The sequence below is a fragment of the Bacillus sp. FSL R5-0397 genome (assembly GCF_038593395.1).
GTDB classification, from domain to species: Bacteria; Bacillota; Bacilli; order Bacillales; family Bacillaceae; genus Bacillus; species Bacillus altitudinis.
The window spans coordinates 780,648-796,479 of the sequence record NZ_CP151992.1 but is presented as its reverse complement, the minus strand read 5'-3'; the positions used below and the strand labels follow the sequence as shown (position 1 = coordinate 796,479).

Genomic DNA, 15,832 nt, shown 5'->3' with positions numbered 1-15,832 from the left:
TATTAATCTTGGGATAAATAAATCCAATTACGGTCATCAAATTCTTTCACTTCATCTGACCCTATATGACGCAGCATTCTATTAAAGAACGTGATATCATCTTCATCATCAACGGCATATAAATCCTTTTGAACATATTCTCTCGTAATGAAATTCGTTAAGTTCGTGTTATTCACAAATTCAGCAAAGTACGATTTCACAAGGGCTAAATCTTCTTCATTTAATGTTTCATCACTGATAATTGAAATATGAAATACATTCAAAATCGCTTGAATGTCTTCTTCATCCATATAACATAATGGCTCTAATTTTCTATCTTCTTCCGTAAACGGTTTTCGCGTGTCTTCAATGATGACATAACATAAAATCCTGTGATCTTTCATCACGCTAAAAATTTCTAAATCTCGTAATTTGAGTGGTCTATTCAGTCTGATCATTTTTCCTCCTGAGATGTTGCTCTCGCTATTGTTTAATCCCTTGTTTCCCTAAAACCTGAAATAGACAGAGCCTCGACCCTGTCTACTTCTCTCTTCTAGCAAAATCCACGAATCTGAAACGATCTAGCCGGTGGCGGCTTTCGGTGTATTGGAATAGACTCGTATCCTCCAAGAACACATAATTCTTCACCACCACCACATGATCAAACCCGTTCAAATCGAGATACCTCTCATCTTCTTCAGTACATGGCTCGACCACAAATTCCTTTTGAGCATAACTAATCGAGACCCCAAGTTCTCCTTCAATATACTCGTAGATCGATCCTTCACAAATGTCCTTAGACAAGAACGGCACATGTTTTTGCAAGAAGTAATCTTTGTCTAAAATGACTTCTTCTCCGCTAATATTGCGAGAGCGAATGACTTCCCAAACGTCCTCCTGCCCACTGATTTTCAGCTGAGACTGAATATACTGATCTGGCTTGATTAAACCGAACTCATGAACCGTTGTTACCGTCTTTCGCCCAAGCTTTTGGGAAAGCTCTTTAAAGCTGACAAGACCCGAAACTGGGAACTGCATTTTCTCTCGATTCAGCAATACTGAGCCTTTCCCACGAATTTTTTGGATATAGCCATTTTGCACAAGGATGTTTAATGCCTTTCTCACCGTCTCACGGGATGTGTCATACATGACAGATAGCTCATGTTCTGATGGGAGGATGCCTTTATCCTGCCATTCACCTTGTTCAATTCGTCTTGCGAGCTGATCATAAATCACTCGAAACTTATTCTCTTTCATTTTCCTTCCGCCCCATTTACTAGCGTTTGGTTAAATGATAAACGATTGACTCATATGGGCGCAACGTAAATCCCTTGATATCTGCCGGCACATCCTCATAATTGGACAGCAAGACTTGCCCTTCCATTTCATTGACATCCTTTGCAAGCTCATCTGGAAGTGTAAAGTCCGTCTCGCCTGCATAAAAATGGTTGATCACGAGGATCTTCTCATCTTTGCCTTCTCGGACATATGCAAACACCTTTGGATCATCTGAAAGCAGTAAAGTAAAGCTTCCATAGGTGATCACATCAAGTTCTTTGCGAAGTCTACAAAGGGCTTGATAATGATAAAAAATCGACGTCTCATCTTTTAAGGCAGCTTCTACTGAAATGCCGTTTTGAGCTGGTTCAATCCAAGGCGTACCTTTTGAGAACCCCACATTTTTTTCCGACGTCCATTGCATAGGTGTCCTTGCGTTATCTCTTGATTTGACCTGTAAAATCGCCAAAGCTTCTTCCTTTGTTTTCCCTTTTTCAAGCATGACTTCGTACATATTAAGTGATTCGATATCGCGGTATGACGAAATGTCCTCAAAACGAGGATTCTTCATCCCAATTTCTTCACCTTGATAAATATAAGGAGTGCCTTGCATCAAATGAATGGTGGTCGCCAGCATCTTCGCTGATTGCTGATGGTACGTGCCATCATCACCGTATCTAGACACGATGCGTGGCTGATCATGGTTGCACCAAAAGAGTGCGTTCCAGCCGCCGCCCTCATGCATTTTCGTCTGCCATTCTGACAGAATTGATTTCAACTCTAGAAAATCAAATGGCGCAATGGCCCACTTTTCACCGTTAGGATAGTCAACTTTTAAATGATGAAAATTAAACGTCATATCCAGCTCCTGCCGATCAGGTCTTGTATACCGAATGCAGTCTGCAATATTCGTTGAAGACATTTCCCCCACGGTCATGCTATCGTATTTCGAAAACACTTCCTGGTTCATTTCATGCAAGAATTCATGAATTCTCGGCCCATCTGTATAGTACATACGCCCGTCACCTTGCACTGATTGCCCGGCATCATCTAAAAAGCGTTGATCCTTTGAAATGTTATTGATGACATCCAATCTGAATCCATCGATCCCTTTTTCAAACCAAAAGTGCATGATGGCATATACTTTCCTGCGCACTTCATCATGTTCCCAATTGAGGTCTGCCTGGGTAACATCATATAAATGAAGATAATAGTCACCTGTCGCTTCATCTAATTCCCACGCTGGCCCGCCAAACTTTGACTGCCAGTCATTCGGAGGAGAGCCGTCCGCTTTCGGCTCCTTCCAAATATAATAGTCTCGATACGGGTTTTCCTTCGACTCTCGGGAGGCTTGAAACCACTCATGGAAAATAGATGTATGGTTCACAGCGAGATCCATGATGACACGAATCCCTCGTTCATGTGCTTCTTTCAGCATGTGCTCAAAATCGGCCATTGTGCCGTACATGTCATGGATTTTTGTATAATCACTAATATCATAACCGTTGTCATGCTGTGGTGACTCATACATAGGAGTCAGCCAAATACAATCCGCCCCTAGCTCTTTAATATAGTCGAGCTTTTTCGTCACGCCATTGATATCACCTGTACCAGAGCCTGTTGTGTCTAAAAAGCTCTTCGGATAGATTTGATAGACCACGGCTTTTTTCCACCACGGTTCGTTTGTTTGTTGATTCAATTTCCTTCACCACCACTAGTTAAGTTCTTGTGATACATCCTTCTTTTTAAGTTTTGCATATAAAAGGGTACCAATGAATGGGACGATCAGCACAATCACCATTCCGATGGCAAATGCCCCCCAATATTTCGGAATGATCGAGAAGATTCCTGGAATGCCTCCAACGCCGACTGAACTTGCCAGTACCCCTTGTGAGGCAATAAACATACCAGCTATCCCTGAACTGATCAGGGCAAAAATAAACGGGAATCTATAGCGCAAGTTCACCCCAAACATCGCCGGTTCAGTAATCCCCAAGTAAGCAGAAATACTTGATGTCAGCGAGAGCCCTTTTTGCTTTTCATCTTTTAAGACAAACATCATCGCAAGTGCCGCTGATCCTTGAGCAATATTAGATAGTGCGAGCATTGGCCATAGGAACGTGCCGTGCAGTTTTGAGTTAATCAGCTGAATATCGACCGCTAGGAATGTATGATGCATGCCTGTAATGACTAACGCTGCATACAATCCGCCATATAAAAGGCCACCAAGTGCTGCGAATTGCTGGAATACAGTGACGAGTCCAGATGTTAAAACGTTTCCGATCGCAAATGTAACGGGACCAATGACGATAAATGATAAAAATCCAATGAGTAGTAATGTAATTGGTGCAACAACTAACAGCTGAATACTTTCAGGTGTCCTTTTTGTTATAAATAATTCGAGCTTTGCGAGTAAATAGGAGGCGACAAGTATCGGAAGAACCTGCCCTTGGTAACCTACCTTTTGTACTTCAAGTCCAAACAAATTCCAGACAGGAATGTCACCTGTCTTTTCCGCAGCTCCATATCCCCACGCATTCAACAGATCTGGATGTACAAGCATCAGTCCGAGGACCATCCCTAAAAGTGGATTACCTCCAAACCGCTTGACAGCCGACCAGCCGATTAATGCTGGCAAAAAGGTAAAGGCAGTGCCTGCAATCAAGTTGATCATATTCGCTAAATCCGCCCAAGCCGGATACACATCCACAATGGATTTTTGATCAAAGAAAATATCAGGAGCTGTTAAAATATTATTAATCCCCATCAATAAACCGGCTGTCACGATAGCTGGAAGGATTGGAATGAAGATATCTGCAAGCGTTTTCACCGCGCGCTGCAGTGGGTTTAATTTCTGATCAGAGGCACGCTTGACGTCTTCGTTTGTCGCTTCGCCGATTCCCGTCTGTTTGACCATTTCGGCATAAACCCGATTCACCACTCCTTGACCAATGACCACTTGGTATTGGCCATTCGCTGAGAAAGATCCCTTCACTTCATCAATTTGTTCTAGTGCTTTCTCATCCACCTTACCTTCATCTTTTAGCACAAAACGAAGTCTTGTCACACAATGTGTGGCTTGATCAATGTTTTCTTTCCCACCAATGGCTTTTACAATCTGATCTGCCGCTGCCTGATAATCAGCCATGCTATCCCCTCCGAGACCGTTTTTTTATAAGAAAAAAGAATCAAAACTTGTATATACATGTTCACTTCATATTTTATATTTGTATATACATGTAGTCAACAAGAAAATGTAGCGCTTTCATAAAAAAAGCTCCCTCAATGTGCTCAGAGAGGCAGCGTGTCATCATCTTTTTTTATGCTCCGTTAGTTTTTCGTAGACCCTATTCTTATAAAAGGAGGAGGCTGGTCGAGCAAACGTTTGGCGCTTGGATGTGAGTTCATCAAGGCGTTTTTGTTTTTCCTCACATACGAGAGAGAGTTTTTTTCTTTCTTCTCCATCTATACTCGTTTTCAGTAACTCTTTGACCGTCATTAGTTCTTTTTTCAAAGCTGTTTCTTCCCCGGCAAAGCCAGCATTTTTCATGATTCGATAGCCCATCCTCAGCTCTTCTGGTACATGAGCAGCATCATCCTTTGGCAGAGGTTTCCCAAAGCCTGATAGTCCTTCAAAAGCTCCATGGTCCATCGCCTTTTTGATCCGTTCTTCTGACAATCTCTGCGCAAAATCCATGACACGTCTCCTTTCAGATCGTCTGATATTTTGGTTAAGCATAGCAAAAAAGCTGACTCTCTCACAAGAGCCAGCTTTCTCGTTATTTTTTGTCGATTTTAAAAGTAGATACCATTTGTGCCAAGTCCTCTGACATGTCAGAGAGCTGTTCAATCGCACTTGAAATTTGCTGCATGCCAGCACTTTGTTGTTCTGTTGCTGCCGCTACTTCTTGAGAGCTTGCCGCATGTTCTTCTGACACGACCGAAATTTGTTCAATCGATGTAGAAATTGTTTGATAAGCGCGTTCTACCTGCTTAATAGATTGAAGCAAATTGTTCGTTCTGCTTGCAAATTGAGACACTCCATCATAAATACCAGCGAAGTTCTGCGAGGTGCCTTTCATTTGCTCACGGCCTTCTTCCACTGCTTTACTGCTTTCCTCCACGCTTTCAAGGACACGCTGACTATTTTCCTGTGTGCCAATGACTAAGTCTGAGACCGTTTTAGCTGCATCAGCTGACTGTTCAGCTAACTTACGGACTTCATCAGCCACAACAGCAAATCCTTTTCCTTCTTCTCCTACACGTGCGGCTTCAATAGAAGCATTCAGTGCAAGCAGATTCGTTTGCGCTGAAATGTCCGTAATAATGGAGATGACACTTTCAATTTCTGTTGAATGTGATTGCAATTCTTCTGCCGCCTGCTTTGAGCTTGTCATCATGTCGTGTAACATGTTGAGATGTTCAAGCACATGCTGCACCAATTTTTGACCAGATTCTGACTGCTCTTGTACTTCTGATGAAACAGATTTCATTTCATCCACTTCTTTTGTCACGCCTTCGATTTGAGTATCGATTTCCGCAACAGATGTTGTGCAGTCTGTAATGTTTGCGACTGAATCATTGATTCCTTCACTCATATTCGTCATCGCTTCTGACACTTGTTGTGCACTTTGACTAGATTCTGTTGTCACTGTGCGAAGCTGTGAAGACATTTTCGACACTTCACTTGATGAGTTTGAGATCTTTCCAATAAGCTCTTTGATCCGTCCCTGCATTTTCTGGAAGGAAGCTGCTAATTGACCGATCTCATCTTTACTTTGAACTTCTACCATGCCAGTTAAATCACCATCTGCAATTCGATCTGCTGATTCCATTAATGAACGTGCTGGTTTTGCAATTCTTCTTCCCATGAAGAATGAGAAGAGTAATCCACCGATGAGCACAATCGCAGATGCTACTGTGATATAAATTGTCAGCTTTTTCGTTGTTGCTGGAACAACAGACGCATCTAAGTCAATTCCTAAAATCCCCGTGAGTTCACCGCCTGAATCTTTAATTGGTAAAAAGACGGATTTATGAGTCCCATACGAATCAACGTAAATGTCACTTTTGACCATTTTATCTTCAGAAAGAGCTTGTTTCATTTCATCTGAAAAGACATAATCTTGATCAAAATCATTGTCTTCCCCTGTTAGTACGATGATTCTTTCTTTGCCGCCCTTATTTGATAACACGTATAAGTTCTCAAGCGTATGATCTTCTTTCAGCTCTGTGAATTTCTTTTTGATCTCCACATAAATAGGATCATCCTTCCCGCTAATGCTAAGGACATTTCCATCCATATTATCGATTTCTTTTTTCGCTGTATCAATATCTGTTGTTAATCGATAATCAAATTGCTTTAATAATTGGGAAGATAAATCCTGGCTGACTAAATAAAATGTTAGAACGAATAATGCAACGGTTGCGAGTAATGTTACGACAACGACTGACATGATTTTGGAGGATATCGTAAGTCCTCCAAACTTCCTTTGTTTCGCCATTTTTTTCTACATCTCCACTCTCAATTTTAATTTAAGCCTCTACACTTTCAAATTGTCCACAAACAGATGCAATGACATCTTTTAAATAAGATACGATATGAGGGATATGCTCCGGTAACGTATAAGGTGAAATCACAAAAAATTTACTCACACTTAGATAGAATTCTTGACCTTCTTTGGCATTGACTTGTAAAAACTTCGTTGTATCGCCAAAGAACATTTCGTCTCTTTTCTCTCCAAGCTTTTCAAAGAGGATTTTGTTCAAATCATTGTTGCGCTCAATTTCCATAGCAGTTGCTTCTCCAGACACTTCTTCCTTAAAACGAGGAGAGCCGTCTAGGTAAATTCTAAACAATGTAGCCATTCCGACATTGTCATCATTGACGACTTCTGCTTGTGGAATTTCCTGACGAAGTGCTTCTCTAAATGCAAGGTTCACCTCTAAAAATTGACCGAGCAAGCGCTGGTATCCTTCAATTCCAAACGTTAACAGCACACTTAGCATGCTGATGGAGCTTCCCATTCTTGAGCATTCCAGTGTATAACCCGTATGGTATTCGCCGTAGCCTCTATGACCAACGTATGGTGTCTCTTGTTCTTCCAGATCTAAACGCTTTAGGTCTGCTGCGTTTTTCACTAAGAATAAACTAGATGTGTAAGGCGTTTGGCCGAGCTTTTGAAAGTCAAAGCACATCGTGTCAGCAAGAGAAAGATGCTGGAATTTCGCTTTGATTTCTTTTAGCATACGAAGAACACCGTCTGAGAATTGCAGCGGGTTTTCAGATACATCATACTCATTAAAGAAAGCAAAGAATCCACCAAGCGCCGAATCTGCATGAATATGCGGCACCTTGAGACCATACTCCTCAGCAATGGCTTCTGCCGTTTCACGTACCCCTTTTACATCATCAATTGCAATGGCATCTGTTGTTCCGGTTGTTGCCACAATATAAACGGGAATTCCGCCATTTTGGGCAACACGTTCCATTTGACAACGCAAATCTTCCATATCCATCGAATGATCTTTATTCGTCTTAATTCTGATTAAGTTGTCTGTGCCAAGCCCTGTTGCTTCCATTGACTTAAATAAGCTGTAATGTGCTGCATCAGAACAAAACGCATAAAGATTTTGCGGGACACCTTTTCGTAATGACTCCGGTGCAACTTTCGAAATTGCTAAACGAAGCCCCGAGAAAATAGCCCCTTGACCTCCCCATGTTGTGTAGCCCCCGCTCACATTTGGATCATATCCGATGAGCTTAGACATCATTGAGACCACTCTGACCTCAGCTTCTGCGCCTGCTGGTCCATACACATCCCATAGGTTGTTTCCGTTAACCAGCATAGCCGTCAGCATGCCTAGAATTCCTGGTGTACTTGCCATTGGCAAAATGTTCGTGAAGAAATACTTCGTGTGGTATGGATGATTATGTAAAAGCTTCAGTAATTCTTCATTCACAAGTTCCGCTTGTTGTCCGTTCATCGGAATTTGACTTGTTTCAGTGAGCTTTTTGTAAAAGTCCTCCTCACGATTCTTTTCACCTTTTAGGTGAGCACGGTTCGGATCCTTCAGGTCATCGACCCCTGAAATGATCTGTTCCATTAATTTAATGAGTTCTTTCCGCTCTTCTGCATTTCCGTCCTCACTCGGAAACCAGTTCTGAACGAGGTTCTGTGCTCGTACAGTCATATACTATCAATCCTTTCAATGGAAGATTTCCTGTCACTGTCTATATCGACCCCGTTTCAAAAGTTTATAGTGTCGAACTGTTCGCTTAAGTATATTTAGATAATTTGTTCGCTCGTCAAAACGAATAAAACCCCTACAATACACATCAAAACCATTATGTTTGTGAAACAATAAAATATATTAATATACTTCCATGAAGGAATTATTATCCAGACAATTCAGCTGCTTATTCATTCATTTTTTTTACTTAACCTGCATAAACATTAATAAACACTGGAAATCCGCCTAAATGCACCATTGTAGAAATCAAATTAATTCTTTAGACTTGTGTCTTTTTACCTGTTTTATTGATATAACAACAGGTAAAATACAGAATTTTCTGTAATTATTAGGATAGATTTCACAAAAAGTTTTTCGGAAATCGAATGTTTTCGATGTCTTCCCAACTCTAGCTCGGACAGGCTGCCTTAGGTGCTCACCAGTTATGACTTTTCTATTTGTGCATTTCATGGTATATTCTAATGGTTCGTTTTCTTTCGTTCCGCCTCTTCCGTTTAACGGAGAAAAGGAGTGTTTAAATGAAAACATTTATTCAAAAAAGGGGCCTCGGCTTCTTTGTAATTGCAGCCATCTTGTTATGGCTCAAGACGTATACAGCTTATTTAATCGAATTTAAACTTGGTATATCAAATGTGCTTCAGCATATTTTGCTTTTTGTGAATCCTATTAGCTCCAGCTTGTTCTTTCTTGGCTTTGCTTTATTGTTCAAGAAAAAATGGCAGCCTGCCGCTATCATTGTGATTCACTTTTTCATGTCTTTTTTACTTTACGCAAACATCGTGTACTATCGATTCTTCAATGACTTTATCACGCTGCCTACAGTGATGCAGGCAGGAACGAATGGCGGACAATTAGGTGATAGTGCATTTTCACTCATGCGTTGGACTGATATGTTTTACTTTCTCGATACCATCATCTTGATCGTACTCGCAGTCCGCATGAAAAGACAGCAGCAAACAAGTACAGCGACTGTACCTGTTCAAAAAACAAAATCGTTTAGACTCGTTCTTGTGTCCTCTGTTCTGATTTTTGTTGTCAACTTAATCGCAGCAGAAATTGATCGCCCAGAGCTTTTATCAAGATCGTTCGACCGCAATTATTTAGTCAAATACTTGGGTGCTTATAATTTTACGGTGTTTGATGCCATTCAAAATGTGAAATCAAACAGCCAGCGTGCCCTGGCAAATTCAAGTGACGTAACAGATGTAGAGAATTATCTAAAGGCGAACAGCGCTGATCCTAACCCAGCTTATTACGGGAAAGCGAAAGGCATGAACGTCATTACGATTTCTCTTGAATCACTGCAAAACTTTGTCATTGATTACAAGGTGAATGGAAAAGAGGTCACTCCTTTCCTAAATTCATTAGCCCATGACAACAAAACGTTTTATTTTGATAACTTCTTCCATCAAACAGGACAAGGAAAGACATCTGATGCGGAATTTATGATGGATACGGGGCTTTTCCCATTATCACAAGGCTCTGTGTTTATTAACAAAGCTCAAAACACATATCAGGCGCTTCCTGGCATTTTGAAAAAGGACCAATACACGTCCGCAGAATTCCACGGGAATACGAAAACGTTCTGGAACCGAAATGAAATGTTTAAGTCCTTTGGATATGACAGATTTTACGATTCTGAGTACTACGATATGAATGAACAAGATACGAAGAACTATGGATTGAAAGACAAACCGTTCTTCAAAGAATCCATGCCAATGCTTGAAAATCTGAAACAGCCGTTTTATTCAAAATTCATTACGCTGTCAAACCACTTCCCATTTGGTATGGATGAAGGTGATACTGATTTTGAACCTGGCGACTTCGGAGACCCCGTCGTTGATAACTACTTCCAATCTGCTCATTATTTAGATGAAGCCATTGAACAGTTCTTTAATGACTTGAAGACATCTGGTCTCTATGACAATACCGTCGTCATTATGTACGGTGACCACTACGGCATTTCAGAAAACCATAATGAAGCGATGGAAAAAGTGACTGGCGAAAAAATTGGAGACTATGAAAATGCCCAGCTTATGCGTGTGCCGCTCTTTATCCATGTGCCAGGCGTAAAAGGCGGACAGATTCATAAATACTCTGGTGAAGTCGATGTTGCGCCTACCCTTCTCCACCTGCTCGGAGATGATACGAAGAACTATTTAATGTCTGGTTCTGATATCTTATCGAAGAACTTTAAAGAGCTTGTGCCATTTAGAAATGGAGACTTCGTGTCTAAGGACTACACGAAAGTAGGCAACAACTATTACAGCAACAAAACAGGTGAAAAAATCGAGCCGACTGAAAAGGCATCACAAGAAAACGAAACGGTGAAAAAGATGCTAGAGACATCTGATAAGATTGTCACGGAAGATTTACTCCGTTTCTACAAACCTAAAGGCTTTACACCAATTGAACGCAATGATTATGACTACACAAAGAAAGTACAGGATGAAAAAGATTCCTCTTCCGCCAAAGATGAATCCAGCTCGTCTTCCAAATAACTTTCTCATTTAAGGCCCCAGCCGATCCAAGATCAGCTGGGGCTTTTTACGTTTGATCCACATGGCACCGGGTATAGTTGAAGAAGGAGGGATTGATTAATCATGAAAAAAACAGCAGCTTTTGTCGTGACCGCTTCACTCGCTTCTTCTACCTTATTCGGTTTTAGCCCGGCGATTTCAGCGCACGCCCTGACCCAAACGCAGGCAGAACAGTCCATTCCTCAAGGTCCGAAAGCAGCGCTAAACAGCATTTATCAGCTAGCACATCAAGGACAAATGCCATACTATGCAGAAGGACTCAAAATAGGGGTTCAAACAAAAAAAGACGTTCGGCATAAACTAGGACAGCCTTATCCAGAAACGGGTCAAAACGGCTTTGATTTGTATCATGCTGAGATGGGGAACCCAGGATTTGCTTTTCACTATGACAAAAAAGGCAAGATTAACGAAATCCGTTATTTTGGAACAAATGTAGAAAAAGAAACGAATATCGGAGGAATGACTCCTTCCCTATTAAAGAAACAGCTTGGACCAGCAGATTCAGTCAGCACCATCCCGCAAACAAAAGAGAAGAAATACGTTTATCAGACCGGTGATTATGAGCTCGAATTTATCGTCGGACATGATCCAGATATCAGTCAGCACGAGCTGACTGTGGTGCATATTAACCTCATCAAAGCCGGTTCCTAAATAAAAAGCATCCTGAATTTTTGCTCAGGATGCTTTTCTTTATTATGATGCCACTTCTAAATGCGGCTTTCTTTTCAGTTTTCGCTTAAGGATTGGACCTGCTACATAATCAAGACCAAATTTTCCGGCATTTCCTTTCGCTGCTATGATAAAGACGGCGATCAGAAGAAGAAGCGGGTTAACAGAGACGGTTCCAGCTAGTAAGAAAGAGACATTCATCACGCTTCCAAAAAAGGCTGCTGTTGTTGTGAACAATCCAACAATTAGTCCTAGACCAACTAAGATTTCTCCCCACATGACCATGACACTGAAGAGTCCGGCATTTGGCAACGCGACATTTTCTAAAAACCAAACATAGAACGGATAAACAAGATGACCATCTTTCACAACAGGTTCAGCTATGGCAAATTGCAAATATCCTGATGCATCGAATCCGCCTGTTAGTTTTCCAATACCAGATGTCAGCCAAGTCCATCCGATATAAAGTCTTGCTGCCAAAAGGATAACCGCTGCCCATACATTCGTTTGTAAGAATTTTGTAAACATGATGATGCCTCCTTTTAAATTATGTGAATTATTTCACATTTTCTTTATGATCTTATTATACTATGTAAATATCATTTGTGATCCTTTTCACATATATATTCACAAATTGTTCATGAATATCTAGTCGAGGTAAACTTTTCCCTTGCTATTTCCGTCTTAGTTATTTCAGACAGTAAAAAGGGGTTACATTTTGTATGAAAACATTATTTCATTTTGCTTATTTACAGGCTATTTCATGTCTATTCCCCGTCATGATCTTTACATCGCTTGCCCTATCAAAGATCGTGTCTATTCCTTTTCTTCCTCGATATGATGTTATTCTTCTGCTTTGCCTTATCGCACAGCTCCTCATGCTGATGCTGCGGCTTGAGACACTGACAGAGTTGAAGGTTATTTGTCTCTTTCATGTGATTGGAATAGGCTTAGAAATCTACAAAGTACATATGGGTTCTTGGTCCTATCCTGAAGAGGCTTATTCGAAAATTTTTGGGGTTCCGCTCTATAGCGGTTTTATGTATGCGAGCGTGGCAAGCTATATTTATCAGGCACTGACTCGGCTTCGCGTGAAGGTGAAGGCGTGGCCTCACCCTTATCTTTCAGTGGGGATCAGTTTATGTATTTACCTCAATTTCTTTACTCATCACTGGATTTATGATCTACGCTGGTGGCTGACATTACTCCTATTGGTTGTGTTTCGAAAAACAACCGTGTCCTTTCAGGTCGGTTCATCGACCTTTCGTATGCCGCTTGTTATCTCGTTTTTGCTGATTGGCTTTTTTATTTGGGTGGCCGAAAATGTCACGACCTTTTTAGGAGCATGGCAATATCCAAATCAGCAGCATGCTTGGTCTCTCGTCCATCTTGGTAAAATCAGTTCATGGTTTTTACTTGTTGTCATCAGCATTGTACTGGTGATCGAACAGCGAAAACAAAAAAACGTTCAGCCCATTTGATCTGGCTGAACGCTTTTTTTAGTCCTGAGCGACTTCCTTACGAAGATCATCGGCGACAAATTCGACATTTGTTCCAATGATGATTTGTACGGAAGTTTTTCCTGACGTCAGTACCCCTTTGGCACCTGCTTTTTTCAATGTACCTTCATTTAATAAATTGGTATCTTCTACTGTTAAACGAAGACGGGTCGCACAATGGTCAATTGTGGTGATATTGTCTTTGCCGCCTAGTCCCTCTACGAGCATACTTGCTCCAGCAGTATGTGTATCATCACCTGAAATATCTTCGATGTCATCATCTTCCCTGCCCGGTGTTTTTAGCTTTAACAATTTAATCAGGAAATAGAAAACAACAAAGTAAATCACGCCATAGATGATCCCAACTACAAGTAACAGAATGGGCTTTTGCGCAATTCCAAAACTTAAAACGTAATCAATCGCACCGGCTGAAAAAGCGAAACCGCTATGAATGCCTAAGGTGTTGACAATAAAGAGCGAAAGACCAGTTAATATCGCATGAACACCATATAAAAGTGGAGATAAAAACATAAATGAGAATTCAATTGGTTCTGTGATTCCTGTAATAAATGACGTCAGTGCCATTCCAATCATAAGACCGGCTGTTGCTTTTCGTTTTTCAGGCTTTGCGGTCACAACCATCGCGAGACATGCCGCCGGCAGCCCAAACATCATCACTGGGAAGAAACCAGTCATAAAGACACCTGCACTTGGATCTCCTTTGAAGAACCGCGCTAAATCACCTGTTGCTCCGCTGAATTCACCGAATTGAAACCAAAATAGATTATTCAACACATGGTGAAGTCCTAATGGAATGAGCAAGCGGTTAAAGAAGCCAAACAGCCCGGCACCCGTTGCTCCAAGACTTAAAATCCACTCTCCCAAATCATTGATCACACTTTGAATTGGAGGCCATACATATCCAAAAACGGCTGCTAATAGAATGGTAAAAAGTGCTGTCATAATTGGCACAAGCCGTCTTCCACTAAAGAAACCTAAGTATTCCGGCAGTTTCGTGTCCTTAAATTTATTGTAAACGTAACCTGCCAAAAGTCCGCACAAAATACCACCCAATACCCCCATATTGTTGGTCGAATTGATCGACGTGGTACCAGCTGACAAAATAAAATAAGAGATCGCTCCAGATAACGCCGCTGCCCCGTTACCGTCCTTTGAAATACCAATCGCTACACCCATAGCAAAAATTAAAGCCAAATTCGCAAAAATTGCATTTCCTGCTGCATGAATAAACGGGATGTTGAATACATCTTCTCGCCCAATAGCCAAAATGATACCCGCTGCAGGAAGCACAGCGATTGGAAGCATAAATGATTTTCCTAACTTTTGAAAAAACTGAAACACCATCTTATTTCTCCCCCCTTCGTCATCATCATGAACAAATCTCTCATGATGTTCATAAAAAATATATCATATGCACATCTAGTTATCTATACCAATTTGTCCACATCTCACCCGAATCTCAGCCTTTAGTCTTTTGGCGTAAAATGTGGTAAGCTATTGAATAGAATGAAGTTATAGAAAGCGGGAATGAACAGTGATTGTCAAACATGATCATGAGTTAGAAGCCTTAAAAAAAGTCGGCCGAATTGTCGCTTTGGCAAGAGAAGAAATGAAAAGCCAAGCGAAACCAGGCATGTCTACAAAAGAATTAGATTTGATTGGGAAAAAAATATTAGAAGAGCATGGAGCCAATTCAGCTCCTGAAAAAGAATATGATTTCCCCGGTACGACTTGCATCAGTGTCAATGATGAAGTCGCACATGGCATTCCAAGTGAAAAAACCATTTTACAAGAGGGCGACCTCATTAATATTGATATCTCAGCAGAGCTTGATGGATATTATTCCGATACTGGGATTTCATTCGTTTTAGGTACAGGAGATGCTCGTCTTGAAGCATTATGCCAGTGTGCAGAGGATGCATTCCTTGAAGGATTAAAGCATGCGAAAGCCGGTAAAAGACAAAATCAAATTGGCCGTGCGGTCTACAATACAGCGAAAGAACAAGGATTTACCGTCATTAAGAACTTGACAGGACACGGCATTGGGAAAAGCCTGCATGAAGCACCTAACCATATTTTGAACTATTATGATCCATTCGATAATGCTTTGTTTAAGAATGGGACAGTCATCGCCTTTGAACCTTTCATTTCAACAAATGCTGAATCGATATATCAAGCGGATGACGGCTGGACATTTAAAACACCTGATAAGAGCCTGGTCGCACAGATTGAACATACGATGGTGATCACAAAAGACGAACCGATTATTTTAACAAAGCTGTAAGCAAGCAGATACCCTCCCTTCATTGGAGGGGATTTCAGTTTGTTGACAAAGGGCTAAAATGAACTTTATTTTAGCTCTTTGTCTTCTTTTCAGCGTGATAGAAAACCTTTGCAGTCTAGGAAGGACGAGCATCGGCGCGGAGCGAATTTGACATTCGTGAGCACCGAAGCGCAGGACTGACACCGAATGCGAGGGTTTGTCTACACGCTGCAATCCCTTCCTTCACTGGAGGGGATTTTTTCATGCTCGTTTCACGAATCTGTCACGACTAAACAAAAATGCCTGTGGTAAAATAGGCAAAGATATGC

Annotated in this window: 13 protein-coding genes; 4 read left to right on the top strand and 9 right to left on the bottom strand. The window is 41.1% G+C overall.

Annotated features, from left to right (window positions below; all coding sequences use genetic code 11):
* Nucleotides 1-2: 2 nt before the first annotated feature.
* From NSQ70_RS03865 to NSQ70_RS03835, 7 genes are all read right to left on the bottom strand, one after another.
* Nucleotides 3-437, bottom strand: a complete 435-nt coding sequence (locus NSQ70_RS03865) for a terpene synthase (RefSeq protein WP_217967438.1) — start codon at nucleotides 435-437, stop codon at nucleotides 3-5.
* An 82-nt stretch (nucleotides 438-519) separates the two neighbouring features.
* On the bottom strand, nucleotides 520-1,236 hold the full coding sequence (gene treR / locus NSQ70_RS03860; protein WP_342502466.1) for a trehalose operon repressor: 717 nt from the start codon (nucleotides 1,234-1,236) through the stop codon (nucleotides 520-522).
* A gap of 19 nt (nucleotides 1,237-1,255) precedes the next feature.
* Nucleotides 1,256-2,956, bottom strand: coding sequence for an alpha,alpha-phosphotrehalase (gene treC, locus NSQ70_RS03855; RefSeq protein WP_135010359.1), 1,701 nt, complete (start codon nucleotides 2,954-2,956; stop codon nucleotides 1,256-1,258).
* A gap of 15 nt (nucleotides 2,957-2,971) precedes the next feature.
* The gene (gene treP / locus NSQ70_RS03850) at nucleotides 2,972-4,405 is read right to left on the bottom strand and encodes a PTS system trehalose-specific EIIBC component (RefSeq protein ID WP_342502465.1); all 1,434 of its coding nucleotides are present in this window, start codon (nucleotides 4,403-4,405) and stop codon (nucleotides 2,972-2,974) included.
* A 162-nt stretch (nucleotides 4,406-4,567) separates the two neighbouring features.
* Nucleotides 4,568-4,954 (bottom strand): DUF1992 domain-containing protein, encoded by a 387-nt coding sequence (locus tag NSQ70_RS03845; protein WP_035391356.1) that lies wholly within the window; start codon nucleotides 4,952-4,954, stop codon nucleotides 4,568-4,570.
* Between the two features lie 82 nt (nucleotides 4,955-5,036).
* Nucleotides 5,037-6,761, bottom strand: coding sequence for a methyl-accepting chemotaxis protein (locus NSQ70_RS03840; protein ID WP_024720238.1), 1,725 nt, complete (start codon nucleotides 6,759-6,761; stop codon nucleotides 5,037-5,039).
* A 31-nt stretch (nucleotides 6,762-6,792) separates the two neighbouring features.
* The gene (locus NSQ70_RS03835; protein WP_008341763.1) at nucleotides 6,793-8,451 is read right to left on the bottom strand and encodes a pyridoxal-dependent decarboxylase; all 1,659 of its coding nucleotides are present in this window, start codon (nucleotides 8,449-8,451) and stop codon (nucleotides 6,793-6,795) included.
* A 578-nt stretch (nucleotides 8,452-9,029) separates the two neighbouring features.
* On the opposite strand from NSQ70_RS03835, the gene NSQ70_RS03830 reads away from it, so the two are divergent.
* Complete coding sequence (locus NSQ70_RS03830) at nucleotides 9,030-11,012, top strand: LTA synthase family protein (RefSeq protein ID WP_286068318.1); 1,983 nt, start codon at nucleotides 9,030-9,032, stop codon at nucleotides 11,010-11,012.
* A 102-nt stretch (nucleotides 11,013-11,114) separates the two neighbouring features.
* On the top strand, nucleotides 11,115-11,702 hold the full coding sequence (locus NSQ70_RS03825; RefSeq protein ID WP_138278236.1) for a YjgB family protein: 588 nt from the start codon (nucleotides 11,115-11,117) through the stop codon (nucleotides 11,700-11,702).
* A 42-nt stretch (nucleotides 11,703-11,744) separates the two neighbouring features.
* Here the strand turns inward: NSQ70_RS03825 and NSQ70_RS03820 are convergent, their stop codons facing one another.
* Nucleotides 11,745-12,248, bottom strand: coding sequence for a DoxX family protein (locus NSQ70_RS03820; protein WP_058336532.1), 504 nt, complete (start codon nucleotides 12,246-12,248; stop codon nucleotides 11,745-11,747).
* A gap of 194 nt (nucleotides 12,249-12,442) precedes the next feature.
* Here NSQ70_RS03820 and NSQ70_RS03815 point away from each other — a divergent pair, with 194 nt between their 5' ends.
* Nucleotides 12,443-13,201: a DUF817 domain-containing protein gene (locus NSQ70_RS03815; protein ID WP_342502464.1), complete on the top strand. Its 759-nt coding sequence runs from the start codon at nucleotides 12,443-12,445 to the stop codon at nucleotides 13,199-13,201.
* An 18-nt stretch (nucleotides 13,202-13,219) separates the two neighbouring features.
* Here NSQ70_RS03815 and nagE read toward each other — a convergent pair whose 3' ends face one another.
* Nucleotides 13,220-14,584 (bottom strand): N-acetylglucosamine-specific PTS transporter subunit IIBC, encoded by a 1,365-nt coding sequence (nagE, locus tag NSQ70_RS03810; protein ID WP_217967439.1) that lies wholly within the window; start codon nucleotides 14,582-14,584, stop codon nucleotides 13,220-13,222.
* 190 nt (nucleotides 14,585-14,774) lie between these two features.
* Here nagE and map point away from each other — a divergent pair, with 190 nt between their 5' ends.
* Nucleotides 14,775-15,524, top strand: coding sequence for a type I methionyl aminopeptidase (gene map, locus NSQ70_RS03805; protein ID WP_342502463.1), 750 nt, complete (start codon nucleotides 14,775-14,777; stop codon nucleotides 15,522-15,524).
* Nucleotides 15,525-15,832: the final 308 nt, after the last annotated feature.

Excerpts from the sequence above, each read along its gene's own strand:
- NSQ70_RS03865 (WP_217967438.1), bottom strand. The coding sequence starts at position 437 with ATGATCAGACTGAATAGACCACTCAAATTACGAGATTTAGAAATTTTT.
- treR (WP_342502466.1), bottom strand. The coding sequence starts at position 1,236 with ATGAAAGAGAATAAGTTTCGAGTGATTTATGATCAGCTCGCAAGACGA.
- treP (WP_342502465.1), bottom strand. The coding sequence starts at position 4,405 with ATGGCTGATTATCAGGCAGCGGCAGATCAGATTGTAAAAGCCATTGGT.
- NSQ70_RS03845 (WP_035391356.1), bottom strand. The coding sequence starts at position 4,954 with ATGGATTTTGCGCAGAGATTGTCAGAAGAACGGATCAAAAAGGCGATG.
- NSQ70_RS03840 (WP_024720238.1), bottom strand. The coding sequence starts at position 6,761 with ATGGCGAAACAAAGGAAGTTTGGAGGACTTACGATATCCTCCAAAATC.
- NSQ70_RS03835 (WP_008341763.1), bottom strand. The coding sequence starts at position 8,451 with ATGACTGTACGAGCACAGAACCTCGTTCAGAACTGGTTTCCGAGTGAG.
- NSQ70_RS03830 (WP_286068318.1), top strand. The coding sequence starts at position 9,030 with ATGAAAACATTTATTCAAAAAAGGGGCCTCGGCTTCTTTGTAATTGCA.
- NSQ70_RS03825 (WP_138278236.1), top strand. The coding sequence starts at position 11,115 with ATGAAAAAAACAGCAGCTTTTGTCGTGACCGCTTCACTCGCTTCTTCT.
- NSQ70_RS03820 (WP_058336532.1), bottom strand. The coding sequence starts at position 12,248 with ATGTTTACAAAATTCTTACAAACGAATGTATGGGCAGCGGTTATCCTT.
- NSQ70_RS03815 (WP_342502464.1), top strand. The coding sequence starts at position 12,443 with ATGAAAACATTATTTCATTTTGCTTATTTACAGGCTATTTCATGTCTA.
- nagE (WP_217967439.1), bottom strand. The coding sequence starts at position 14,584 with ATGGTGTTTCAGTTTTTTCAAAAGTTAGGAAAATCATTTATGCTTCCA.